The 22,163-nt window shown below is 74.9% G+C and carries 22 protein-coding genes; 13 read left to right on the top strand and 9 right to left on the bottom strand.

Annotated elements, in window-relative coordinates; all coding sequences use genetic code 11:
- A partial coding sequence (locus tag CBZ_RS21415) for a helix-turn-helix transcriptional regulator (RefSeq protein WP_176587344.1) occupies positions 1-741 on the top strand: 741 nt, incomplete at its 5' end.
- An 89-nt stretch (positions 742-830) separates the two neighbouring features.
- Here CBZ_RS21415 and CBZ_RS11335 read toward each other — a convergent pair.
- Positions 831-1,358 (bottom strand): hypothetical protein, encoded by a 528-nt coding sequence (locus CBZ_RS11335; protein ID WP_246013292.1) that lies wholly within the window; start codon positions 1,356-1,358, stop codon positions 831-833.
- A gap of 141 nt (positions 1,359-1,499) precedes the next feature.
- Here CBZ_RS11335 and CBZ_RS11330 point away from each other — a divergent pair, with 141 nt between their 5' ends.
- Genes CBZ_RS11330 through CBZ_RS11315 form a run of 4 tightly spaced genes read left to right on the top strand, consistent with a single transcriptional unit; the run spans position 1,500 to position 7,106 of the window.
- Positions 1,500-4,292, top strand: coding sequence for a cation-translocating P-type ATPase (locus CBZ_RS11330; RefSeq protein WP_130781649.1), 2,793 nt, complete (start codon positions 1,500-1,502; stop codon positions 4,290-4,292).
- 37 nt (positions 4,293-4,329) lie between these two features.
- Entirely contained in the window at positions 4,330-5,178 is an 849-nt protein-coding gene (locus CBZ_RS11325) for a phosphotransferase family protein (protein ID WP_130781648.1), read from the top strand.
- Between the two features lie 21 nt (positions 5,179-5,199).
- Positions 5,200-6,279, top strand: a complete 1,080-nt coding sequence (locus CBZ_RS11320) for an IPT/TIG domain-containing protein (RefSeq protein WP_130781647.1) — start codon at positions 5,200-5,202, stop codon at positions 6,277-6,279.
- A 50-nt stretch (positions 6,280-6,329) separates the two neighbouring features.
- Positions 6,330-7,106, top strand: a complete 777-nt coding sequence (locus CBZ_RS11315) for an LLM class F420-dependent oxidoreductase (RefSeq protein ID WP_130781646.1) — start codon at positions 6,330-6,332, stop codon at positions 7,104-7,106.
- A gap of 35 nt (positions 7,107-7,141) precedes the next feature.
- Here CBZ_RS11315 and CBZ_RS11310 read toward each other — a convergent pair whose 3' ends face one another.
- Positions 7,142-8,218 carry a DNA polymerase IV gene (locus CBZ_RS11310; RefSeq protein WP_130781645.1) on the bottom strand — a complete coding sequence of 359 codons (1,077 nt, stop codon included), beginning with the start codon at positions 8,216-8,218 and terminating at the stop codon, positions 7,142-7,144.
- Between the two features lie 80 nt (positions 8,219-8,298).
- Between CBZ_RS11310 and CBZ_RS11305 the strand changes: the two genes are divergently transcribed.
- The 3 genes from CBZ_RS11305 (at position 8,299) to CBZ_RS11295 (ending at position 12,078) form a co-directional block, all read left to right on the top strand.
- Complete coding sequence (locus CBZ_RS11305; protein ID WP_130781644.1) at positions 8,299-9,318, top strand: DNA glycosylase AlkZ-like family protein; 1,020 nt, start codon at positions 8,299-8,301, stop codon at positions 9,316-9,318.
- A 109-nt stretch (positions 9,319-9,427) separates the two neighbouring features.
- Complete coding sequence (locus tag CBZ_RS11300; protein WP_130781643.1) at positions 9,428-10,405, top strand: aldo/keto reductase; 978 nt, start codon at positions 9,428-9,430, stop codon at positions 10,403-10,405.
- A 173-nt stretch (positions 10,406-10,578) separates the two neighbouring features.
- On the top strand, positions 10,579-12,078 hold the full coding sequence (locus CBZ_RS11295; protein ID WP_130781642.1) for an MFS transporter: 1,500 nt from the start codon (positions 10,579-10,581) through the stop codon (positions 12,076-12,078).
- A gap of 9 nt (positions 12,079-12,087) precedes the next feature.
- Here CBZ_RS11295 and CBZ_RS20890 read toward each other — a convergent pair whose 3' ends face one another.
- The 4 genes from CBZ_RS20890 to CBZ_RS11275 form a co-directional block, all read right to left on the bottom strand.
- Complete coding sequence (locus tag CBZ_RS20890; protein WP_165446744.1) at positions 12,088-13,053, bottom strand: hypothetical protein; 966 nt, start codon at positions 13,051-13,053, stop codon at positions 12,088-12,090.
- A 337-nt stretch (positions 13,054-13,390) separates the two neighbouring features.
- Positions 13,391-14,818, bottom strand: a complete 1,428-nt coding sequence (locus tag CBZ_RS11285) for a ricin-type beta-trefoil lectin domain protein (protein ID WP_130781641.1) — start codon at positions 14,816-14,818, stop codon at positions 13,391-13,393.
- A 457-nt stretch (positions 14,819-15,275) separates the two neighbouring features.
- Positions 15,276-15,752 (bottom strand): GNAT family N-acetyltransferase, encoded by a 477-nt coding sequence (locus CBZ_RS11280; RefSeq protein ID WP_130781651.1) that lies wholly within the window; start codon positions 15,750-15,752, stop codon positions 15,276-15,278.
- Positions 15,753-15,808: 56 nt separating this feature from the next.
- Complete coding sequence (locus tag CBZ_RS11275) at positions 15,809-16,180, bottom strand: ArsR/SmtB family transcription factor (RefSeq protein WP_130781640.1); 372 nt, start codon at positions 16,178-16,180, stop codon at positions 15,809-15,811.
- Between the two features lie 114 nt (positions 16,181-16,294).
- Here CBZ_RS11275 and arsM point away from each other — a divergent pair, with 114 nt between their 5' ends.
- From arsM to CBZ_RS11265, 3 genes are read left to right on the top strand one after another with little or no spacing between them, the layout of a single operon-like run.
- Positions 16,295-17,041 carry an arsenite methyltransferase gene (arsM, locus tag CBZ_RS11270; protein ID WP_130781639.1) on the top strand — a complete coding sequence of 249 codons (747 nt, stop codon included), beginning with the start codon at positions 16,295-16,297 and terminating at the stop codon, positions 17,039-17,041.
- Positions 17,041-17,187 (top strand): hypothetical protein, encoded by a 147-nt coding sequence (locus CBZ_RS20885; protein WP_165446743.1) that lies wholly within the window; start codon positions 17,041-17,043, stop codon positions 17,185-17,187. The genes arsM and CBZ_RS20885 overlap by 1 nt, the downstream gene beginning before the upstream one ends.
- 30 nt (positions 17,188-17,217) lie before the next feature.
- Entirely contained in the window at positions 17,218-18,591 is a 1,374-nt protein-coding gene (locus CBZ_RS11265) for an FAD-dependent oxidoreductase (RefSeq protein ID WP_130781638.1), read from the top strand.
- A 142-nt stretch (positions 18,592-18,733) separates the two neighbouring features.
- Here the strand turns inward: CBZ_RS11265 and CBZ_RS11260 are convergent, their stop codons facing one another.
- Both CBZ_RS11260 and CBZ_RS11255 read right to left on the bottom strand, forming a co-directional pair.
- Complete coding sequence (locus CBZ_RS11260; RefSeq protein WP_130781637.1) at positions 18,734-19,159, bottom strand: arsenate reductase ArsC; 426 nt, start codon at positions 19,157-19,159, stop codon at positions 18,734-18,736.
- A gap of 44 nt (positions 19,160-19,203) precedes the next feature.
- A complete protein-coding gene (locus CBZ_RS11255; protein ID WP_130781636.1) occupies positions 19,204-20,226 on the bottom strand; it encodes a metalloregulator ArsR/SmtB family transcription factor in 1,023 nt (340 codons plus the stop codon).
- A gap of 261 nt (positions 20,227-20,487) precedes the next feature.
- On the opposite strand from CBZ_RS11255, the gene CBZ_RS11250 reads away from it, so the two are divergent.
- Positions 20,488-21,579, top strand: coding sequence for a hypothetical protein (locus CBZ_RS11250; RefSeq protein WP_130781635.1), 1,092 nt, complete (start codon positions 20,488-20,490; stop codon positions 21,577-21,579).
- 111 nt (positions 21,580-21,690) lie between these two features.
- Complete coding sequence (locus CBZ_RS20880; RefSeq protein ID WP_165446742.1) at positions 21,691-21,858, top strand: hypothetical protein; 168 nt, start codon at positions 21,691-21,693, stop codon at positions 21,856-21,858.
- A gap of 12 nt (positions 21,859-21,870) precedes the next feature.
- Here the strand turns inward: CBZ_RS20880 and CBZ_RS20875 are convergent.
- Positions 21,871-22,163, bottom strand: a 293-nt coding sequence (locus CBZ_RS20875; protein ID WP_373862167.1) for a hypothetical protein, incomplete at its 5' end; no start/stop codon positions are given.

Genomic DNA, 22,163 nt, shown 5'->3' with positions numbered 1-22,163 from the left:
GGGCGGACCCGCGCGGCGACCGCGGCCCTGCTGGACGCCGTGCGTGCCGCACCGCCGGTCGACCTGCCGCCGGTCGCCGCCGACCTGCTCGCCCGCGCGGTGACGGACCTGCGCGTGCACGCGCTGCTGCGCGACGAGGCGCTCGACGTCCCGGTCGTGCCCGGTCGGCCGACGGCCGACGTCCGGCGCGTGTGCCGTGCGCGCACGTCCCTCGCGGCGCACCAGACGTCCGCGGCCGACGAGGACGCGCAGCGGGTCCTCGACGACGACGCGGACCTGGACGTCCTCACCCGGGTCGAGGCGCTGCTCGTGGCCGCCGGCGCCGCCGAGGCCGGTCACGACGCCGGGCGGGCCGAGTCGCTCGTCCGCGAGGCCCTCGCCGAGGCGGACGACGAGGGCGTCGTCCTGCCGTTCGTGCGGGCCGCGCCGCCCGTCGTGCGGCAGCCCGTCGAGCGGGTCACGGCCCGTCGCGACGACCCGCTGGCGGTGCGGGTCCGCTCGCTGCTGGTCCGTCGTCCGGTCGTCGTCGAGCCGTCGCCGCTCGTGGCGCCGCTCACGGACCGCGAGCTCGCGATCCTCACCGCGCTCGCCACGATGCAGAGCAACGCGGAGATCGCCGACGAGCTGTTCGTGTCGGTCAACACGGTCAAGGCGCACCTCAAGGCGCTGTTCCGCAAGCTCGACGTGGGCTCGCGGCGCGGGGCGGTGCACCGGGGACGTGAGCTCGGCCTGCTGCCCTGACCCGCGGCCACGGGGTGGTGCGCGCGGGCCGCACGGTGCGCTCCGCGGCCCGGCGCGCGTGGCGGCTCGCGTGCCGCCTCGCGCACCGGTCAGTGGTGCAGACCGAGCTTGAGACCGACCATCGCGAGACCGAGCAGCCCGGTCGTGGCGGCCGCGAGGACCCGGCGGCGTCCGACGATGCCGCCCTCGCCGGCCATGTTCCAGCCCACGACGACGAGCAGCGCCACGTTGACGCCGAGCGCGATCCGGACGCCCCACGACGTCTCGACGCCGAGGAGCGCCTCGACGAGCAGCACGACGACGGGGACGAGGCACGCCGCGACGAGCGGCAGGCCGTCGACGAGCACCTCGACCCGCTCGTGGCCGCGCAGCGCCCGGCCCTGCAGCGAGCGCAGCGCGATCCAGTGCGCGTACGACTCGGCCGCCCAGTACACGAGCAGCGTCCCGACCAGGGCGATCCCGAGCCGCACGAGCCCGAACTCGTCGGGCGCCGCCGCGAGCACGGAGCCGGAGATCACGAGCCCGTAGAGGTGCGAGGCGCGCCGCCGGTGCTGCTGCGCGTGCGAGAGCGCGCGCACCGCCTGTGCCCGCCGCTGCGGGTCCTCGTCCGCCGCCACACCCGCAGTGTGCACCCCGGCCCGTGCGCGCCCGCATCACCTGCAACGAGTGAGGTGGCCCCGGACGCCCCGTCCTAGCGTGGCGGTGCAGCCCAGGCACCACGGCCCGGGGCGCACCGGGCAGGACCTGGAGGGGTGGTCGTGGCACAGACGACTCAGGCGCCGGCGGCGCCCGGCACGTCCGGCGACGAGACGCGGTGGTGGGCGCTCACCACCGAGGAGGTCGAACGGGCCCTCGGCACGCGCGCGTCGACCGGCCTGACGTCCGCCGAGGTGGGCCTGCGGCAGCGCCAGTACGGGCCCAACACCCTCACCGCGCAGGCGCCGCCGTCGGTGTGGTCGGTGCTGCTCGGGCAGCTCCGCGACCCGATGAACCTCATGCTCGTCGCGGTCGCCGTGGTGAGCATCGCGATCGGGCAGGGGTCGACCGCGGCGATCGTCGGGTTCCTCGTCCTGGTCAACGTCGTGATCGGCACGCGGCAGGAGATGCAGGCCCGCAAGAGCGTGGACGCGCTCGCCACGATGCAGGAGCCGATGAGCCGCGTGCTGCGCGACGGCGCGGTGTCGCTGGTCCCTGCGCACGACCTCGTGCCGGGCGACGTCGTCGAGCTCGAGGCCGGCGACATCGTGCCCGCGGACGGCCGGCTCGCCCGCACGGCCACCATGGAGACCCAGGAGGCCGCGCTGACGGGGGAGAGCGCCCCGATCGGCAAGGCGACCACGACCCTCGCCGACGAGGACGTCCCGCTCGGCGACCGCGCCAACATGGTCTTCCAGAACACGGCGGTGACGCGCGGCACCGGGACGCTGCTCGTCACCTCCACGGGCATGACGACCCAGATCGGGCACATCGCGACGTTGCTGTCGTCGGTCGAGAAGACGAAGTCGCCCCTGCAGCGCGAGCTCGACTCCCTCACGAAGGTCCTCGGCGCGATCGCGTGGTCGGCGGTCGCGCTCATCGTCGTCATCGGCCTGCTGCGCGGCGACCCGCTGAGCGACCTGCTGTTCCTCGCGACCGCCGTCGCGATCTCCGCGATCCCCACCGGCCTGCCGACGTTCGTGCAGGCGATGCTCGCCTACGGCGCCAAGCAGCTCGCCGCCGCGAAGGCCATCGTCGCGAACCTCAGCGACGTCGAGACGCTCGGCGCGACCAGCGCGATCAACTCGGACAAGACCGGGACGCTGACCCTCAACCAGATGACCGTCACCGCCCTGTGGCTGGGCGGCCAGCACTACACCGTCGAGGGTGCCGGCTACGCCAAGACCGGCCGCATCCTCGCGCCCGCCGGTGCCGAGGTCCCCGACCTCACACCGCTCGCGTACGGGCTGTGCCTCGCGAGCGACGCCCTCGTGTCCGACGCGGGCGACGTCGTCGGCGACCCGACGGAGGCCGCGCTCGTCGTGCTCGCCGCGAAGCTCGGCGTCGACGCCGCCGAGAGCCGCCAGACGTACCCGCGCGTCGCCGAGGTGCCGTTCGACTCGGCGTACAAGTTCATGGCCACCGCGCACTGGATGCCGTGGCGCGGCACCCGGTCGCTCGTCGAGGTCGTCAAGGGCGGCCCCGACGTGGTCCTGCAACGGTGCACGCACGCGCTCGCCGCGCCGGGGCAGTTCGTCGACATCGACGTCCTGCGCGCCGCGATCGACGCCGAGCAGGAGCGCCTCGCGCAGACCGGCCTGCGGACCCTCGCGTTCGCCGTGCGCATCCTGGAGCCCGCCGACGAGGCCGGGATCGTCGCCGACCCGATGTCCTACGTCGAGCGGCTCGTGTTCGTCGGCATGGTCGGGATCATGGACCCGCTGCGGCCGTCGGCGAAGATCTCCGTCGAGATCGCGCACCGCGCCGGGATCGACGTCCGCATGATCACCGGCGACCACGCCGTCACCGCGTCCGCGATCGGCACCGACCTCGGCCTGCCGCCCGGCGCGATCAGCGGCGCCGAGCTCGCGCGCATGACCGACGAGGAGCTCCTCGACCGCCTGCCCGACCTGCACGTCTTCGGCCGCGTCACCCCGGAGGACAAGCTGCGCCTCGTCCAGCTCATGCAGAGCCAAGGGCTCGTCGTCGCCATGACCGGCGACGCCGTCAACGACGCCGCCGCGATCAAGCAGGCCGACATCGGCGTCGCCATGGGGTCGGGCAGCGAGGTCACCAAGCAGGCGGCGCGCCTCGTCCTCACCGACGACAACTTCTCCACGCTCGTGCACGCCGTCGAGCTCGGCCGCAGCATCTACCAGAAGATCACCGCGTACATCCGGTTCCAGATGAGCCAGCTCATCGGCCTCGTCGTGCTGTTCCTGCTCGCGACCATCGCCGACCTCAACGGCGGCGTCGCGCTCACACCGATGATGGTGCTGTTCCTCAACTTCTTCGTCTGCGTCGCGCCCGTCGTCGCGATCATGCTCGACCCCGTCGGCCCCGAGATCATGAGCCGCCCGCCGCGCGACCCGAAGCAGGGCATCGGCAACCGGCACGCGATCGGCCGCTGGATCCTCTACGGGCTCGTCCTGTGCGCCGCGACGGCCGTCCCGCTCGTCGCCGGCGAGGACCAGCTGTCCCCGACGGAACCCAGCGCCGCGATGACCATGGCGTTCGTCGTCATGGGCCTCGGCTCCACGCTCTCCGGCCTCGTCCTGCGCCGCGAGCCCGAGTCCGGGCTGCTGCCACCCGTCCTGTCCGCCGTCAAGGTGCTGTCCCTGCCCGTCCTGCTCATGATCCTCGCCACCGAGCTCGACTTCCTGCAGGGCTGGCTCACCACCCAGTCGCTCACCGGCACGCAGTGGCTCGCCTCGATCGGGCTCGCGCTCGCCCTGCCCGTCGTCGCCGAGCTCGACAAGCTGCTCATGCGCCGCCGCCGGGCCGTCACCGTGACCCTCACCCCAGAGGAGGCCGTCAGCCCCGCGCGCGCACGCGAGGCGCGGCCCGCCGCCTGAGCACCGTGACCGGGCCCGCAGCGAACCCACGACCGCGATGAGCGCGCCCACCCCGTTGCCGCCCGCGCTCGCGGACGTCCTCGACGACGCGATCGGCGCGCACCGCGTCGTGGAGCGGGAGGTGTCGGGCAACGGGGGAGCGCGCGCGTGGTGGGTGCGCTCGGGGGCCGGGCGGTTCGTAGTCAAGGTCGTCGGCGAGCACGACAGCCACCGGCTCGACCTCACGCGCACCGCGCGGGCCCAGCACCTCGCGCACCAGGCGGGTGTTCCCGTCCCGACGGTCGTGCGGGCGGTGCGCGGGCCGGGCTGGACGTGCCTGGTCACCGAGCACGTCGACGGCATCCCGTGGCGCGAGGCTCGCGCGTCGCTCGACGACGCCGACGTCGCCGCGGTGCACGCCGCCCTCGAGGACGTCGTGCGCCGCCTGCGCCGCGTCCCGTTCGCGGGCTTCGGGTCGCTCGACGACCCCCGGCTGGACGAGCTCGACGCGCTCCGGGAGCACGCCCGGCTGCGCATCGCCGACCCGGCGCACGCGCGCCTCGCCGCCCGCGTCCTCGACCGGGAGTCCGCGCTGTTCGACCGGACGGACGCGGTGCTCGTGCACGACGACCTGCACCACGGCAACGTGCTGGTGCGCCGGTCGGGCGACGGCTGGGCGCTCGCCGCGGTCGTCGACTGGGACAAGGCGTGGTCGGGCCCGGCCGACGCGGACGCCGCCCGGATGGCGTTCTGGGACGACATGCCGGGCCAGGAGGACGCCGACGACCGGCGCGCGCTCGTGCACCAGCTCCTGTGGTGCCTGGAGTACCCGGCGGCGACCGACCGGCACCGCGACGACCTGCGGCGTCTCACCCGCCTGCTCGGCGCGGGCCCGACGCAGCACTGAACCGACGGATCGGAGAGCGTGATGGCCGTCAACCAGCCGCTGGCGAGCCCGGCCCCCACGCTCGTGGCCACCACGGGCGCCGCGACGACCGTCCCGCTCGCGGCCCGCGAGGACCTGCCCGACGCGACGCCGGGCATCCGGACCGCGAGCCGGTGGATCGTCCTCGGCTTCCTGCTGGCCGCCGCCGTGTCCGCGCTCGTGGCGTTCGTCGTCCGCGGGCAGGAGGCGCGCGCCCGCGACGCCGCCGTCCTCGCGCTGACGTTCCTGTCGGTCGGCGTCGGGCTCTTGCTGCTGCACGTGCTGGACCTGCGCGGCAAGCGGTACGGGGTGTTCCGGCCGCTCGTCGGCGCGGACCACCGCTTCTCGACGTCCCTCACGCAGATCGGCCTGTGGACCGTGCTGGTCGCGACCGTCCTCGCGTACCTGCTGTTCCGGTCGGTCGTCGCGGGGGCGCCCCTCGCGGCCGTGCTCCCGTCGGACCGCTGGGACGAGTACCTGCTGCTGCTGGGCGGGCCGTTCGCGGCCGCGATCGTGTCGAAGGGCGTGGTCACGTCCAAGCTCGCGAACGGCACGCTGCAGAAGTCCGAGCCGAGCCGCACGACGCTCAGCCAGGTCGCGACGGACGACAGCGGCGGCGGCGACCTCGTCGACGCGCAGTACCTGCTGCTCAACCTCGTCGCGCAGGTGTACGTGCTGGTCGCGGTCTTGCGCACCGGGGTGCTGCCCGCGCTGCCGGACGTCCTGCTGGCCCTGACGAGCCTGACCGCCGCGACCTACGTCGGGAACAAGATCGCGCAGCGCAACGCGCCCACCATCACGTCGGTCACGCCGCGCGCGGTGACGGCGGGCACGGTCGTCACGGTCCTCGGGGACCACTTCGACCCCAACGGCACGGTCGACGACCGCATCGTCACCGTGCAGGTCTCGGGGCTCGCGCAGACCATCGAGGTCGCGAAGCCGGACTTCACGAACACCGTCGTGCGCTTCCGGGCGCCCGACGCGCTCGCCGGGCTCGCGCTCGGTCCGCACGACCTGCGGGTCGTGTCGTCCGCGGGGGTGGAGACCGCCGCGACACCGGTCGAGGTCGTCGCGCCCACCTGAGGAGCCCGTCCGCCGCGCCGGTACGCGCGACCGCGACGTAGCGTGGCCGCATGACCCGCCCCGTGCGCATCGCCGTCCAGCTCCAGCCGCAGCACGCCGACTACCCGCAGATCCGGGACGCGGTCCGCCGCGCCGAGGACGCCGGCGTGGACGTGATCTTCAACTGGGACCACTTCTTCCCGCTGTCGGGCGACCCCGACGGCAAGCACTTCGAGTGCTGGACGATGCTCGGCGCGTGGGCCGAGCAGACGAGCCGGGTCGAGATCGGCGCCCTCGTCACGTGCAACTCGTACCGGAATCCCGAGCTCCTGGCCGACATGGCCCGCACGGTCGACCACATCAGCGGCGGCCGGCTGATCCTGGGCATCGGGGCCGGCTGGTTCGAGAAGGACTACGACCAGTTCGGCTACGAGTTCGGCACGGCGGGCTCGCGCATCGCGGACCTGGCGGACGCGCTGCCGCGCATCAAGAGCCGGTGGGCCGCGTCGAACCCGGTCCCCACCCGGGACATCCCGGTGCTCATCGGTGGTGGTGGCGAGCGCAAGACGCTGCGGGTCGTCGCGGAGCATGCCGACGCGTGGCACTCGTTCGGCGACCTGGACACGCTCGTCCGCAAGAGCGCGATCCTCGACGAGCACGGCGTCGCGGTCGGCCGCGACACCGCGGCGCTCGTCGAGCGCAGCGTCGGTGTCGGCAAGCCGCCCGCCGAGGTCGCGGACGCCCTGGTCGAGGCCGGGGTGACGCTGTTCACCGTCGGTGTGTCGGGTCCCGACTACGACCTGTCGCTCGTCGAGCAGTGGGTGGCCTGGCGCGACTCCCGGTCCTGAGAAGCCCGGGGCGGGCGTCGGTTCGGCTGCGGCGGTCAGAGGCGGCCGCGCACCGGTGTCCGGTCGCCGGGCGGGGTGTCCTCGGGCATCGCCATCTCCGCCCGCACGCCGAGCAGGCGGATCTCGCGGTCCTCGATCTTCTCGGCCAGGTCCAGGATCGCGGCGACGACGACGGCGGGGTCCCGGGTGGGCTCGGGCAGCTTGCGGCTGCTGGTCGTGGTGACGAACGGCGCGTAGCGCACCTTGAGCGCGACGCGGACGACGGGCCGCCCGTCGGCCTCCGCGTCGGCGACGACCTGCTCGGCGAGGGCGCGGACCGCGTCGCGGGCCTGCTCGGGCGTCGTGAGGTTCTGCTGGAACGTCGTCTCGCGGCTGTGCCCGCGCGGGACCCACGGGGTGTCGTCCACGGTCACCGGGCCGAGCCCTTGCCCGAGCTCGTGGTACCAGACGCCCATGCGCGGCCCGAACTCCGCGACCAGCGCCTCGACCGGTGCGGCCGCGAGCTCGTCGACCGTCGCGATCCCGAGCGTCGTGAGGCGCTTGGAGACCTTGGTCCCCACGCCCCACAGGTCGATCGTGGGGCGTGCGCCCATGACCTCCGACCAGTTCTGCGCGGTCAGCCGGAAGACGCCCGCGGGCTTGCCGTGCTCGGTCGCGATCTTCGCGCGCACCTTGGTGTCCCCGATGCCGACCGAGCAGTGCAGCCGTGTCTCCCGCAGCACCGCCTCCTGCGCACGGCGGGCCAGGGCCTCGGGGTCGTCCGTGCGGGCGCCGAGGAACGCCTCGTCCCACCCGAGCACCTCGACGACGACGTCGAGCGAGCGCAGCGTCGCCATCACCTGCTCGGACACGGCCTCGTACTCGGGCGCGTCGACCGGCAGGAACACCGCGTCGGGCAGCTTGCGGGCCGCGATCCGCAGCGGCATCCCGGAGCGGACGCCGAACGCGCGGGCCTCGTAGGACGCCGTCGACACGACGCCCCGCTCGGTCGGGTCGCCCCGCCCGCCGACCACCACCGGCCTGCCGGCGAGCTCGGGGCGGCGCAGCACCTCGACGGCCGCGACGAACTGGTCGAGGTCGACGTGCAGCACCCACGACGTCGGGGTTCCCATGCCCCGAGTGTGCCGCCCGTAGAGTCGACACGGGCGGTCGGACGGGAGCGCCCGGGTGCGCGGGGGACGGGGACGGGCGCATGACGGTGCCGATGACGGTGGGACGCGAGCAGGTGCTCGCCTTCCGGCGAAGGACAGGCGCCCTCGACGAGCGGCGGCCGGCCGGGCCTGCGTCGCTGCGCCGGGCCGCGTGGGCCGGGCTGACCGACAGCGTGCCGCGGGCCGCGCTCCTGCAGCTGCACGCGCGTGTCGACGCGACGTCGTCGGCCGCCCTCGACGACCCCGGTCTGGTCCAGGTGTGGGGCCCGCGCTTCAGCACGTACGTCGTGCCCGTCGAGGACCGCGCGGTCTTCACGGTCGCGCGGACACCGGCGGACGACGACCGTCGGCGGTTCGCGGCCGACGTCGCGGTCCGGCTCGAGGCGTTCCTCGACGGACGCGAGGAGTCCGCCAACGCGGCCGGGCGTGCGCTCGGCGTGCACCCGAACCAGTTCCGGTACGCCGCGACGACGGGGCGCGTGCTGATCCGGTGGGACGGCGCGAGCCGACCGCTGCTGCGCACGACGGCCGCGCCCGACGTCGACCCGGCGCAGGCGCGGCGCGAGCTCGCGCGCCGGTACCTGCACGTGCTCGGACCCGGGACGGCCGACGGGTTCGGCGACTGGGCGGGGCTGCGGGCACGTTCCGCGGTCCCGGCGTTCGCGTCCCTGCGGGACGAGCTCGTCCCGGTGCGCACCCCGGTCGGCGACGCGTGGGTGCTCGCGGACGACGAGGCCACGCTGCGCGCGCCCGCGGGACCGACGGCCGCCGCCCGGCTGCTCCCGAGCGGCGACGCGTTCTTCCTGCTGCAGGGCCGTGACCGCGAGCTGCTCGTGCCCGACCCCGGGCGGCGGGCCGAGCTGTGGACGTCGCGCGTGTGGCCCGGCGCCGTCCTCGTCGACGGCGACGTCGTCGGCTGGTGGCGCCGCGCCGAGGAGAAGGTGACCGTCCGGACGTGGGTCGCGCTCACGGCGGCGTCCCGCGCCGCGGTCGAGCGCGAGGCGACCTCGATGCCCCTGCCCGGGCTCCGGGCGCCGGTCGTCGTCCGCTGGGACGCCTGAGCGCGGTCCGCTCGCGCGTCGGGCGCACCGGGGCGAGGCTGGACCCGGCCCGCCCGACGGCGGCCGTCCGGCCCCGAGCGGGCCACGACGCACGTGACGAGGAGCCCGCATGGAGTACCGACCGCTGGGGACGACCGGCCTGACCGTGTCCGAGATCGGCTACGGCGCGTGGGGCATCGGCGCGTCGCAGTGGGTCGGCGCCCAGGAGGACGAGTCCGTCGCCGCCCTGCACCGCGCCATCGAGCTCGGTGTGAACTTCGTCGACACCGCGCGCGGGTACGGCGAGAGCGAGCGGATCGTCGGGAGCGTCCTGCGCGACCACCCCGACGTGCACGTCGCCACCAAGGTCCCGCCGAAGAACGGCGTCTGGCCCGCACCCGACGGGCTGCACCCGGACGAGACGTTCCCCGGCGAGCACATCCGCCGCAGCCTCGAGAGGAGCCTCGCGGCGTCGGGCCTGGAGGCCTTCGACGTCCTGCAGTTCCACGTGTGGAGCGACGAGTGGGTCGGGCGCGGGGACTGGCTCGAGACCATCACGGACCTGCGCCAGGAGGGCAAGATCCGCTTCTTCGGGGTGTCGGTCAACGACTACCAGCCCGAGAACGCGCTCGCGCTCGTCCGCAGCGGGACGGTCGACACCGTCCAGGTGATCCACAACGCGTGGCACCAGCAGCCCGAGGAGCACCTGCTGCCCGCGTGCACCGAGCACGGTGTCGGCGTCATCGTGCGCGTCGCCCTCGACGAGGGCGGGCTGACCGGCCGCATCACCGCCGGGTCGACCTTCCCCGCGGGCGACTTCCGGAACACCTACTTCGGCGGCGACCGGCCCGCGCAGGTCGAGCAGCACGTCGACGCGCTGGTCCGCGACCTCGGCATCGACACCGACGACCTGGCGGACACCGCCCTGCGGTACGTCCTCGACCAGCCCGCGGTCTCGACCGTCATCGCCGGGATGCGCACGGTCCGCAACGTCGAGCGCAACGCCGCCACGAGCGACGGACGCCGACTCAGCCCGGAGCAGCGCGCGGTCGTCCGGCGGCACCGCTGGGAGCGGAACTTCTACCAGCCGGCCGACGCGCTGCCCTGACGACCGCCCTGACCACCGCCCCGACCACCGTCCTGACCGCGGCCCGGACCTCACCCGCGCCCCGACCACCAGAGCGGGGCCCCGGCCGTCCGGATCGTGAACCGATCCACCCGGACGTGGCGCCGGACCGGCGACGTCCCTAACGTGCGCATCCCCGCGCACGGAAGGTCGTCATGCCCCACCCCGCCACCACCGCCCGGCCCGACCCGCCCACCGCGCCCGCCGACCGCCACGCGCGCCTCGCGCTGCTGTGCTGCCTCGGCGCCGGGTTCGCGACGCTGCTCGACCACGCGGTCCTCAACCTCGCCGTCCCCAGCCTCACCGCCGCCCTCGACGCCGACACCGGGCAGGTCCAGTGGCTGCTCGCGTCGTACTCGCTGACGTTCGCGCTCGGCCTCGTCCCCGGCGGCCGCCTCGGTGACGCGTTCGGCCGGCGCGGCCTGTTCGTCACCGGCCTGCTCGTCTTCGTCGTCGGGGCCCTCGCCTCCGCGGGCGCCCCCGACGTCTGGTGGGTCGTCGCGGGACGCGTCGTGCAGGGGTTCGGTGCCGGGCTGACCAGCGCGCAGGTCCTCGGCATCGTGCAGGACCGGTTCACCGGCCCCCGACGCGTGCGCGCGCTCGCCGCCTACACCAGCGCGGGCGCGGCCGCCGCCCTCGTCGGACCGCTCGCCGCCGGCGCGACCCTCGCGCTGCTGCCGGAGGCGTGGGCGTGGCGCGTCGTCCTGCTGCTCCACGTGCCCTTCGCGCTCGCCACGCTCACCCTCGCCCTGCGGGTCCTGCCCGGCGCCGACGGCCCGCGGCGACGTCCCGACCTCGACCTGCCCGGGACCGTCCTGCTGGCCGCCGTGACCGTCCTGGTCACCCTGCCGGTCGTCGACCCCGGACTGCCGCCCGCCGCGACCGTCGGGATCGGCGCCGCCGTCCTGCTGCTCGGCGCCGCGCTCGTGCGGTGGGAGGTGCGGTACACGGCGCGCGGGCGGCTCGCCCTGTTCGCGCCCGCGCTCGTGCGGCAGGCCGGCTTCGTCACCGGCAACGTCGTCGCCCTGCTGTGGTTCGGCGCGCTCGTCGGGCACGGCACGGTCCTCACGCTCCACCTGCTCCAGGGCGCCGGCATGTCGGGGCTCGCCGTCGCGGTCGTGCTCGTGCCCGCGGCCCTCAGCCGCATCGCCGGGTCGACCCTCGCCGCGCGCGTCTTCGCCCGCCGCGGACCGCGGACCGTCACCGTCGCGCTGCTCGTCCAGGCGCTCGCCGTCGCGGCGCTCGCGGTCGCGGGCAGCCTCGCCGACGGCGCCCGGCTGCTCGTCGCCGTCGCGGTCGTCGAGGCCGTGCTCGGCGTCGCGAGCGGTCTCGTCGAGCCGCCGCTGCGCGCCGTGACCCTCGGCTTCGCCCCGGCGGGCCTGCACGGCGTCGCGGCGTCGTTCCTGCAGCTCACGCAGCGGCTGTCCGCGACGTTCTGCGTCGCCGTCGCGACCGGGCTGCTGTTCTGGGGCAGCGGGGCCGGCACCGTGACGACGGCACGGTCGTTCGTCGTCGCGCTCGCGTTCTGCGCGACCCTGCTCGCGCTCGCTGCCGCCGTGTCGGCCGCACGGTGGCTGCACGCGCCGCCCGCCCCGGCCGTCGTCCCGGACGTCGTCGAGCAGCGGGAGGCGCTCGCGGTCGTGGACGGTCCCTGAGCCGCAGGGCTACGGCGTGGCGATCTTCGCGGAGAACGCCCCCTTGACCTTGGCCTCGACCCGGAACGCGTCGACCTCGCCCTCCAGGTGGGCGTAGGCCTCGTCGACCGCGTCCCGGGCGTCCCCGGCGAGCACGCGGACGTCGTCGACGTCCGACGCCGCGGGCCTGGACTTCCCGGCGACCTTCTTCCACGCGGTGAGGAACGCCGTGAGCTCGGTGTCGACCGACTGGAGCCGCTGCAGGAGCGCCTTCTCGACGGTCGTGAGGTTCGTCGCGGCCGCCATCCGCGTGAGCTTGGGCTGCAGCACGCGCGTGTGCCAGGTCGTGAACGTCCGGACGTGGGGCGCCGCGGCGGTCAGCGACGAGCCCTGCCCGCTCAGCGCGTCCAGCCCGGCGAACGCCGCCGAGTGCTGGACGAGGAACGTCAGGAGCTCCTTGTGCGTGCCGTACATGACGTCGAACATGCGCCCGGCGTGCGCGACCTGGTCCGCGTCGAGGGGCACGGCGTACTTCTTCGCCTTCACCGCGTCGATGACGTCGCGGCGGATCCTGGTGGTGGCGTGGATCTGCTTCGGGCTCTGCCTCTGGTCGAGCAGCGACCGGATGATGACGACGTCCTGGTCGGCGTGACGGGACTCGTGGTAGAGCGTGCCGACGATCTCGGTGACCTCGGCCGGGTTGAGGTCCTGGAGCTTCTTGGGGGGCTTACGGGCGCTGAACTTCGACACGTTGACCTTGACCTTCCAGATCTCGGAGTCGAAGATCCCGGACGCGCCCCCGCTCGAGACGAACGTCCACGCGAAGAAGGGCACGCTGGCCTTGAGCTCGCGTGCGATCGTCGTCATGGTGGCGTCGACGAAGTCGGTGAGCAGCATGCCCGGCTGCGTCTTCCACAGCCGCACCGCGTGGTCCACGTAGGCGTCCTGGCTCGGCTGCAGGTCGAGCCCGTACGCGGCGCGCTGCACGACGGGCACGCCGGGGGACCGTCGGGTGCCGCGCAGCGCCTGTCGCGTGGCCCGGTTCCCGGCGACCCGCTGGAGTGCGACGACTGACGCGGGTGTGGGGTGCGCGCGGACGAGGCGGGCGAGTCCGGGGCGGTGCGGCTCCCGCCCGGGGCGGTCGGGGCCGCGCTCGACCTGTGGACGCGGCGTCACGACGCGGTGCGCTCGCACGGTCGCCTCCCTCCGGCAGGCACCCCTCCCGGCACTGTACCGAGGCTCCTCGTCTCGGCGCCCGCGCCAGGAGACCGGGTCACGACGAGACGACGGCCGCCCCGGGGAGCCCCCGTGACGGCCGTCGTCCTCGAGCAGGTCAGGCCGCGCGCGTCCACTGCTGGGTCGTCGCGCCGGGCTCGCAGGTCGCGAGCGCCGCGCCCCACGAGTCCGCGGGGGTCGCGAGGCAGAGCGTCGGTGCGGCGGCGCTCGCGATCGAGCCGTCGGCCGCGACGGTCCAGCGCTGCTCGGCGCCGCCGGTGCAGTCGACGATCACGACGCCGGCTCCGACGACGGGCGTGCCACCCTGCGGCGCGACGCACATGTCGCCGTAGATCCGCAGCTCGCCGGCCGCGGTGGCGTCGAACGACTGGTTGCCCCCGCCGTTGCACCACCAGAGCCCCAGGACGGTCCCCGCGGCAGTGGACGCGCCGGGCACGTCGAGGCAGACGTCGTCGCCGCCGCTGTGGTGCACGCTGACGAGCGGCTCGCCGGGCGGTGCGGGCGGCAGGTCGTTGAGCTGCTCCTTCTTGAGCAGCCGCCAGCCCCACTGGATCTGGGCGAGGCCGGACGCGTTGGTGACCTCGAGGTCGCCCGGGGCGACCTCCTCCGTGAGGGTGTAGGAGTCACCGGTGCGCAGGCCCGGCCAGTACACGATGCCGATGCCCTGGTCGCGGGCGACCTCGGTCAGGGCGCCCAGGTAGGCGGTCGAGACGTCGCCCGTGTGGTTGCCGTAGTTGAGCCCGGTGGTCATGGGGGAGCCGGCCTCGGTGACGACCGTGCGCCAGCCGACGTCGCCCAGGCGCGGCAGCAGGTTCGCCTTCCACTCCTCCTCGGTCGTGTGGTTCGCCCAGAAGCCGTAGAAGTGCAGGGACAGCAGCGTCCCGTCCAGCTCGCGCGCGGCGCCGACGCCGGTGACGTCGTCGTTGTAGCCGGTGCCGGAGACGATGACGCGCGAGCGTCGCACCTCGTCGTGGTCGGCGAGCCAGTCGGCGCTGAGGCCGACCCACTCGTCGAGCGAGTAGCCGAAGGGCTCGTTCATGATCTCGAAGTAGACCTTCGGGTTCTTCGCGTACCGGTCGACGACGGTGTCCCACATGGCGTCGAACGCGGCCGGGTCGTCGACGCGGCCGTCCTTGGCGTCGTCGGCCTCCCAGTAGCTGAGGATCACCTTGAAGCCGTGCCGGGTCGCCGCGTCGATCGCTCCCCGGTACGAGTCCCACCACGCGGTCCCGACGCTCGAGGGGTTGATCGGCAGCCGGACGGTGTTGGCCCGCACCTCGTGGCGGAACTCCTGGACGATCGCCGACGCCTTGGCGTAGGTGGTCCGGTAGTCGTCGGCCGTGCTCAGGCCTGAGGGGACGACCTCGTCGTCGGCGTAGTTGTCGCGTGGGTCGGCCCAGTTCACGCCGCGGAACTCGCCCGTGCCGGCGGGCCCGACGGCGGGGGAGGCGACGGCGGGTGCTGCCAGCCCGACCGTGACGAGGGCGGCGGCCGTCAGGGCCGCCGTGCGGATCGTTGCTCTCATGGGGACTCCGATCTGAGGTGCGTCGTCGCGCCTCGGTCCGTCCGCGACCCGTGCGGCAGCCTCGCTGCACGGGCCTGTGATCGCGGTCACCCTGACACGACCCGGACCAAACGTGCAACCCTTACTCTTAGGGTCAGGCAAAACCGATCGACCTGGGCTCGCGGCGTGGCCGGGGGAGGCGGCCCGCACGACGTCCCAGCCCAACCCGCTGAGCTTCGAGACCTTCGACTCCCTCACCGTCCCGTCCGACGGCCGCGAGCGAGCGCATCGCCTGGACGGCGGCCTCGCCGTCATTGCCTGACGGCGAACCGCCGCCGTCGACGCGCTCGCCCTCGGGCAGCGCACCACGAGAGGGCCGTCCCGGGTCGACCGGTGACGGCCCTCCGTCGTGCTCGACCCGCCGCACCGCGGCGCACGAGGGGGCGCGCCGTCGGCCGTGCCCCGCGCGGCGGCGGACCTACAGCCGCTTCTCCAGCAGCACGACGTCCCGCCACTGGCCCGCCAGGGGGCCGTGCGACATCAGCCCGAGCCGCTCCCGCGTGCCCACCGTGCGGAAGCCCGCTGCCGCATGCAGCGCGAGGCTGGCCGTGTTCTCCGGGAAGACGCCCGCCTGCAGCGTCCACACGTCGGCGGCGCGCGCGCTCGCGCCGAGGGCGTCGAGCAGCGCCCGCCCGACCCCGCGGCCCTGCGCGCCACCGTCGACGTACACCGAGACCTCGACCACCCCCGCGTACACGCAGCGGTCGGACACGGGGGAGACCGCGACCCAGCCCAGGACCGTGCCCGCGTCGTCGACGGCGACCCAGCGGTGCTCGGCGAGACGGCCCGCGTCGAACTGCTCCCACCCCGGCGCCTCGGCCGCGAACGTGGCGTGCCCCGTGGCGATCCCGTCGGCGTAGATCCGCGCGACGTCCGCCCAGTCGTCGCGCGTCATCGCCCGCACGGCGACCCCGACCACGCCGCTCGCTCCGCTCGCCCCGCCCGCGGTGCTCACGCCGCGCTCGCGGGCGTCAGGTGCGCCGTGAGGTGCTGGGTGACCTGCTCCAGCGCGCCCGGCACGAGCGAGTAGTACGCCCACACGCCCCGCTTGTCCCGCGTGACGAGGCCGGCCTCGACGAGCTGCTTGAGGTGGTGCGACACGGTCGGCTGGCTGAGCCCGACCGGCTCGGTCAGGTCGCAGACGCACGCCTCGGCGCCCTCGTGGGCCGCGATCAGCGACAGCAGCCGCAGTCGCGCGGGGTCGGCGAGCGCCTTGAGCGTGCGCGCGAGCCGAGCGGCGTCGTCCTCGGTGATGGCGTCGCTCGTGAGCGGGGTGCAGCACGCACCGCCGGTGGCGACCACGGGCAGCAGGTTGACGGTCATGTCCCCATCATGGAGCAGACATTGACGAAAGTCGATATTGACACCCGTGGATGGACGGGTCCATGATCGCCCCGTCGGCAACTATCGACAACCATCGATGCCTAGGAGGCGGTCATGAGCGACATCCGTGAGCAGGTCCGGGAGCGCTACGCGCTGGCGGCGACGCAGACCGCGACCGACGGGTGCTGCGGTGGGAGCTGCGGCGCGGCCGAGCCGATCGACGAGCGGTTCGGCGAGGCGCTCTACGACGCCCAGGACCTCGTCGGGCTGCCCGACGAGGCGCGCCTGGCGTCCCTCGGCTGCGGCAACCCCCTCGCGGTCGCCGAGCTGCGCGCGGGGGAGCGCGTGCTCGACCTCGGCTCGGGCGGCGGCATCGACGTCCTGCTCTCGGCGCGGCGCGTGGGCTCGACCGGCTTCGCGTACGGCGTCGACATGACCGACGAGATGCTCGCCCTCGCCCGGTCGAACGCGGAGAAGGCCGGGGCGGCGAACGTCGAGTTCCGCAAGGGCACGATCGAGGACCTGCCGTTCGACGACGCGTCCGTCGACGTCGTCATCTCCAACTGCGTCGTCAACCTCTCGCCCGACAAGACGGCAGTCCTGTCCGAGGTCTTCCGCGTCCTGACGCCCGGCGGCCGGGTCGGCATCTCCGACGTCGTCGCCGAGGACCGGCTGAGCCCCGAGCAGCGCGCGGAGCGCGGCTCCTACGTCGGCTGCATCGCCGGCGCGCTGAGCCGCACCGAGTACCTCGACGGGCTCGCCGCCGCCGGCTTCGCCGACGCCGAGGTCACCTTCACCCACGAGGTCGCCGACGGCATGCACGGTGCCGTCGTGCGCGCCCGCAAGCCCCAGGAGCACTGATGCACCCCGAGCTGTACCTCGACCTCTACCACCAGGAGCGCGCCGACCTGGACCGGCGCCTGCACGAGCGGGCCCGCCGCGCGGTCCGGTCCGTGCTCGGCCCGCAGCCCGCACCCGTCGCCGGCGTCGTCTGCTGCACCGCCTGACCCCGCCCGGGACCCGAGAAGAAGGACACCATGACCACCCAGCACCCCGACCTCCCGGTCGTCGTCATCGGCGCCGGTCCGGTCGGCCTCGCCGCCGCCGCCCACCTGCGCGAGCGCGGCCTCGAACCGCTCGTGCTCGAGCAGGGCGACACCGTCGGTGCCGCCGTCGCGTCGTGGGGCCACGTCCGGCTGTTCTCGCCGTGGCGCTACGCCGTCGACGCCGCGGCCCGTCGGCTCCTCGAGCCCACCGGCTGGACGGAGCCCGACGCCGACGCGCTGCCGACCGGCCGCGAGCTCGTCGAGCAGTACCTGGTGCCGCTGGCGACGACGACCCCGCTGGCCGAGCACGTCCGGACCGGGGTGCGGGTCGTCGGCGTCACCCGGGACGGCGCGGACCGCACGCAGTCGCTCGGCCGGGAGCGCCGCCCCTACCGGGTGCGCACGGAGTCGGCGGGCGAGGTCGTCGACGTCCTCGCCGCAGCCGTCCTCGACGCGTCCGGGACGTACGGCCGGCGCAACCCCGTCGGCGGGGGAGGCCTGCCGGCTCTCGGCGAGGACACCGCCGCGGCGTGGCTCACCGGGCCGCTGCCCGACGTCCTCGGTGCCGACCGGGCACGCTTCGCCGGCCGGCACACGCTCGTGGTCGGCATGGGCCACTCGGCCGCGAACAGCCTGCTCGCGCTCGCCGAGCTCGCGCGGCAGGAGCCCGGCACCACGATCACGTGGGCGGTCCGCGGTGGGTCCCCGAGGCGCCTCTTCGGCGGTGGTGCGGCCGACGAGCTCCCGGCCCGCGGGCTGCTCGGCACCCGCCTGCGCGAGGCCGTCGACGCGGGCGCCCTGACGCTGCTGACCCGGGTCGCGGTCGTCCGCCTGGAGCCGGTCGGCGACCGCCTGCGCGTGCACGCCGCAGTGCGGGGCGAGCCGACCGCCCTCGACGTGGACGCGGTCGTCGACGCGACGGGGTTCCGCCCCGACCTCGACCTGCTCCGCGAGGTCAGGCTCGACCTGGACCCGGTGGTCGAGGCACCCCGCGCGCTGGCCCCGCTCATCGACCCGAACCTGCACTCGTGCGGCACGGTCCCGCCCCACGGCGAGCGCGTCCTGGCGCACCCCGACGCCGGCTTCTACCTGGTGGGCATGAAGAGCTACGGGCGCGCCCCGACGTTCCTGCTCGCCACGGGCTACGAGCAGGTCCGGTCGGTCGCGGCGGCCCTCGCGGGCGACCGTGACGCCGCCGACGAGGTGCGGCTCGAGCTGCCCGAGACCGGGGTGTGCACGACGGGCGACCTCCTCGACGACCGGGCGCCCGCCGGTGCGTGCTGCTCGACGTCCGGCGGCACGGGGGTCGTGCCGCTCGGCCTCGCCACGGGCGTCCCGCACGGCCGCAGCGGCGACCTGCCGTAGCCGAGGAACGGCCGCCGCACCGGCGGCGGCGTGAGGCGGCACAGGTCGCCTCCGACGGGGGCCCGTCCGTGCGGTAGGCCGCGGTCGCGCCCGGGGTCGTGTCGTCCCGACCCAGGGGCGGAGAGCGACGCGGCGTCCCCGCTCAGACCGCGACGGGGGTGACGCCGAGCTCGCCGAGCAACGTCTCGATGCGCCCGCGGATCTCGTCACGGATCGGGCGGACCGACTCGATGCCCTGGCCCGCCGGGTCCTCGAGCACCCAGTCCTCGTAGCGCTTGCCGGGGAAGAAGGGGCATGCGTCGCCGCAGCCCATGGTGACGACGACGTCGGACGCCTGGACGGCCTCGGTGGTGAGGACCTTGGGCTGCTCGGCGCGGATGTCGATGCCGACCTCCGCCATGGCCTCGACGGCGACGGGGTTGACCTGGTCGGCGGGCGCCGATCCTGCCGAGCGGACCTCGACGGCGCCGCCGGACAGTGCGGTGAGGAACCCGGCCGCCATCTGCGAGCGGCCGGCGTTGTGGACGCAGACGAACAGGACGCTGGGCTTGTCGGTCGTGGTGCTCATGGTGCTCCTCGGGTGCGGTGGTGCGGGGACCGGGTGGTGGGGGCCTAGGCGGAGGGCAGCGCGAGGTCGGGCAGGAGCTCGCGCAGCAGGGTGCGGACGTGGGCGTCGATGTCCGCGCGGATCGCGTCGACACCTTCCGGCGAGGCGAGGGCGGGGTCGCCGACGGCCCAGTCCTCGTACCGGATGCCGGGGTAGACGGGGCAGACGTCGCCGCACCCCATCGTGACCACGACGTCGGCCGCGCGGACGGCGTCGTCGGTCAGGGGCTTGGGGAAGACAGCGTCGCCGACGTCCAGGTCGTCGAGTGCCGTGCGTACGTGAGCGTGGACGTCGGAGGCCGGCGCGGAGCCGGCGGACCGGACCACCACGGCGTCGCCGGCGTACCGGTGCAGCAGTGCCGCCGCGAGCTGCGACCGTCCGGCGTTGGCGACGCACACGAACAGCACGTGGGGGACACCGTCGCGCGTCGCCGCCCGGGCGAGGTCCTCGAGCCGCTGGCGTGCGAACCGCTCCGTGAGCACCACGAGGTGGCGGTCGACCCCGGCGCTGCGGGCCAGCGCGGTCGACGAGTCGCGCACGACGTCCCGGACGCGGTCGGGCTCGATGGCGGGGAAGCGCTCGGCGAGGTCGCGCACGACGCGGTCGAGCAGGGGGTCGAGGTCGACGGGCTGGGCGTCGGGCTGCGGCGGGGCGGTGCGCGAGGTGAGGTCCACCGTCGCGGGCGCGAACGTCTCCAGCAGCGACCGCAGCGCGCCGCGGTGCGCCGGGACGATGCGGTAGTACACCCACGTGCCGCGGCGCTCCGACGTGAGCAGCCCGACCTCCTTGAGGACCTTGAGGTGGTGCGACACGGTCGGCTGGGAGACGTCCGTGAGCTCGCTGATGTCGCACACGCAGGCCTCGCCGGTGGGGCTGGCCGAGATGAGCGACAGGGCGCGCAGCCGCAGCGGGTCGGCCAGCGCCTTGAGGGCGCGCGCGACGTCGTCGGCCGCTGCCGCGCTCATGGCCCGGCTCGCGAGCGGGGTCAACGGTGCGCAGGTCTCCGTGGCGCCCGACGTGGTGGTCATGCTCGGGGCTCCTGGTCGGTGACGTCCCGCGCTTGGTTCGACATGGCTCTATTTAGACACGCGTCGATGTCGTCGGTCCAACCAGCGGGTGAACGCACGGCGACACACTCGTGGACGCACGCGCACGCGGCGGTCGGCGAGCCGGCGGCACCCGTCGTGGGCGTGGTGCGACCATGCGGGTGTGACCGACGACCCGCGCTCGCCTCTGGTCGCAGCGGTCGGCCCGGGCCCCGTCCCGGCGTCCGGACCGAGCTGGCGGCCGTGAGCCCGCGGGACGGCGACGGCCACGAGCGACTCCCGGGCGGCGCCGCGTCCCCCGTCCACCTGCTGCTGCGGCTCGGGCTCCCGCGCGACCCGCTCGCGACCCGGCACCTCGGCACGTTCCTCGTCGTCACGGCGCTCACGGTGCTGGTCACGCGCGCGCTGCTGGCCGCGTCCGGCTACCCGCAGCTCGGCGGCGGCGGGCTGCACGTCGCGCACGTGCTGTGGGGCGGACTGCTCATGGCGCTGGCGTTCGTGCTGCTGCTGTCCTTCCTGGGCCCGGTCCTGCGCCCGCTCGGGGCGATCGTCGGGGGCGTCGGCTTCGGGCTGTTCGTCGACGAGGTGGGCAAGTTCGTCACCGCCGACAACGACTACTTCTACGAGCCGACGGCCGCGATCATCTACGCCACCGTCGTCGCGCTGGGCCTGGTCGCCGAGGCGTTGCACGGCCGTCGCCCCCGCGACCCCCGCGAGTCGCTGGCGGGGGCCGTGGACGAGGCGGTGGCCGGCGTCGTCGGCGGCTTCACCGGCCCGGCGAGGGCCAGGGCGGAGGCGCGGCTGGCCGAGGCGGGCGACGTGCCCGGCACCGCCGAGACCCGGGCCCTGCTCCGCTCGGTCGTCGACGACCACGACGAGCTGCCCGACGTCGTCGAGGCGGTCTCCCGCGGGGCCGTGCGCGCGCTGCACCTGCTGGTCCGCGCGCGGTTCGTGCCGTGGCTCGCCGTCGTCCTGCTCGTCGCCACGGCGGCCGTCTCGGTGACCCGCGGGCTGCTCGCGTGGGGCGACCTCGGGGGACTGTGGTGGGTCGCCGCCGGCGCCGTGGTCAGCGGGCTCGTGGGTGCTGCGTTCGCCGTCGTCGGGCTGGTCCAGGTCCGGCGCGACGCCGTCGAGGGGTACCGGTGGTTCCGGCGTGCCGTGCTCGTCAGCCTGCTCGTCACCCAGTTCTTCCTGTTCCGGCTCTCCGCGTGGGACGCGAGCTGGGGGCTGCTCGTCGACCTGTTCGTCCTCGGCGTCGTCAGTGCGGAGCTCGAGGTCCTGCGCCGCAACCGCGAGCAGTCGGGACACGACGGCGGAGCGGCCACGGCGGCGTGAGTCCGCACACCGCCGGTGGACGCGGCGGCCGGTATCACCGCGCCAGCGCGCGCACTCCTTCCCGACGTCAGCCCGCTCGCGGGTGTCGCCGTCTCGACGCGGAGGTGTGCCGTGGAGCTCGTCATCGGCGTTCTCGTCGTCGTCGGGATCGTCCTGCTGCTCGGGCGGCTGGCCGACTGGCTCGAGAACCGGTCGTTCCTGCTCTGGCTCGTCGTCTACATCGTCGGCGGCGGGCTGCTGATCATCCTCTTCGCGACCGCGCGGACCGTGGGGACCTAGGACGCCGCCGGGTCAGCGGACGCGGAGCACCTGCCCGAGCCGCTCGCGACGACGGGCGGACGACTCGACCGCGACGACCACCAGCACGGTCACCGCGAGGAGCGCGACGGGAGCGACCGCCCACCACGCCGGCTCGACCACGGGGTCGGCCGCCTGGCCGGTGACGAGCCGCAGCGCGAGCGGCCCGGCGAGCGCGCCGACGAGCAGGACGCCGATCACGACGCCCCCGGCCGCGGCGACCACCGGCGGCGGCAGCAGCTCGCCGGCCGCGACCCGTCCCGCGGCCCGACCGCGCAGACCCAGGA

It is taken from the genome of Cellulomonas biazotea (assembly GCF_004306155.1).
In the GTDB taxonomy this organism is placed as follows: Bacteria; Actinomycetota; Actinomycetes; order Actinomycetales; family Cellulomonadaceae; genus Cellulomonas; species Cellulomonas biazotea.
Note: the sequence above shows the minus strand (reverse complement) of the source record. Positions and strands in the feature narration are given on the sequence as shown.